Source organism: Desulfotruncus alcoholivorax DSM 16058 (assembly GCF_000430885.1).
GTDB classification, from domain to species: Bacteria; Bacillota; Desulfotomaculia; order Desulfotomaculales; family Desulfallaceae; genus Desulfotruncus; species Desulfotruncus alcoholivorax.
In genome coordinates, this window is the sequence record NZ_AUMW01000061.1 from 1 (window position 1) to 1,863 (window position 1,863).

The window sequence follows — 1,863 nt, forward strand, 5'->3', positions numbered from 1 at the left end:
GTTGAGATATTTCAACTTTTTGGGTTAGGGTAAATTTGTTTTCCTTTGTTTTAAGACCCTTTTGTTTTATGGGGTTGGAATTATGCAATTGGCTCCTATATGAAAGCTGTTAGCGTTATATACAAGTTCTTTTTAAAAAATATTTTTGATATTCTGGAGTATGTTATAACTCTGCATAAAACACACTCTCACCCTTATATAAAAAGTAAGGCGTACTTATACAAGCTATTATTGGCGATTTTATATTAGTAATTCATGGCTGTAGTGGATTTCGCAATACCTCTCGATATAATACCACCAATATTCGCAGTAACATCTTACTACCCACAAACGCTATTGACCCATGCTGCTTTATCCGACTTCTCCATGTGTATAACGTGGTTGGTGGTATTCCCAACTGTTCTGAGGCTGCCCTAGAACCTATTTCGTAGGACAATTTAATTACTTCTTCTTTGAACTCTTTTTCATAAACTCGCATTTGGATTACCCTCCTTATTATTAGTAAGTATTTCCAATTTTACGAGTTTACTGACTCTACTAAAATGATACTACTCCAATTTGATTCTTTTGAACATAAAAACTAACTCCTTAATTTTTTTATCAGTATCTAGATTAAGAAGGTAGCATTTTGGTTTCAGAAATTTTTATTATTTTCAACAAATATACCTTAGCTTTTGATGTTATTATCATTATTTTTAAGCAACTCTAATATCCTATTATTGCTTTCCGTTATATCGTCAAGTTTTTTAATGATTTCTTTTCTTTGATTATTAGCACAATTAATGTTATTGATCCAGTATCTAAACAATTTATATATAAGGTATATAGCCAAAAACAGAACTACAAAATTAAGTAGCTGAGCTAATAAAGTAATATTAAATCCCATGATTTCACCACCTATAAAATTTATTATATTTCTATATTTTACATTATAAAACGGTATCCCAGAATATTTTAATACAAATGAGCTACAAGTTTTTCACTTGCAGCTCATACATTAATTTTAATGGAATACTGTTGTATAACCTTCTAAGTCTATTTCTTGAATATAGTACCTCATTAGATCACTATTAACTAGTAAGTAATATTCTAAGCCACCAGAAGCCCAAGACTCAAAATCCTTACCACCGGATACGATAGATGAGCCGATGTTGTATTCATTCCAATCAAATCCCCAAGTAAAACCAGTGAAACTAGTGTAAGGAGAAACACTTAAGATAGTGCTAGTACCTTTTTCAACTCTTGCTTTTAAATATATATAGCCGGCAATACCAACTTTGTAGGAATCAGTGGTATATGTTGTATATGTGGAGCTTGGTGATACTATGCTTTGGGTCCCAGAAACTGTACTTTCGTTATTAGAAACAGGTACCCTTTCAATCTTAATCTTACTTGCAGATTGAAGAAGTGATTCTAACTCTTCTGGGCTATTTACTTTAACAGGAATTACTTTGTCAGGGGCTTTTTGTACACGTTCTAATTTATATTTTTTAGAAATTTCCTTATACTTCTCTGCCTTTACCTTGTCAACTTGAGTTTGATTGTCAGTGGCTATACCTTGATCTTCAGCAGCAAAAGCAATACTACCAAATGACAGGGAACATATTAGTAGCATAATAAAAATACTTATTATCTTTTTGTTTAACATTATCTACTCTTTCCTCCTGAATTTAATAAAGTGGAACCAAAAAATAGGACCCATACTAGTACTTTGAGATTCATCTCCCCCTGTGTCAGAATAGTTGTCATAGACCTCTAAAAAAACTATAGTTAGACACCCATGCCGCTAACGCGGCACCAGCAGAAGGATGAAAATTTATAACAGCGAATCTCTTTCTTACGGCTGGCGAAGGGAGGTCGTTT

The 1,863-nt window shown here is 32.6% G+C and carries 2 protein-coding genes; both read right to left on the reverse strand.

All coding sequences use genetic code 11. The features are described 5' to 3' along the window. Nucleotides 1–253: 253 nt before the first annotated feature. Nucleotides 254–478, reverse strand: coding sequence for a transposase (locus H569_RS20885; RefSeq protein ID WP_051273734.1), 225 nt, complete (start codon nucleotides 476–478; stop codon nucleotides 254–256). Nucleotides 479–1,003: 525 nt separating this feature from the next. Then, complete coding sequence (locus H569_RS0117050) at nucleotides 1,004–1,648, reverse strand: hypothetical protein (protein ID WP_027365963.1); 645 nt, start codon at nucleotides 1,646–1,648, stop codon at nucleotides 1,004–1,006. Nucleotides 1,649–1,863 lie beyond the last annotated feature (215 nt).

Coding starts and splice junctions, on each gene's coding strand:
- H569_RS20885 (WP_051273734.1), bottom strand. CDS start 478: ATGCGAGTTTATGAAAAAGAGTTCAAAGAAGAAGTAATTAAATTGTCC.
- H569_RS0117050 (WP_027365963.1), bottom strand. CDS start 1,648: ATGTTAAACAAAAAGATAATAAGTATTTTTATTATGCTACTAATATGT.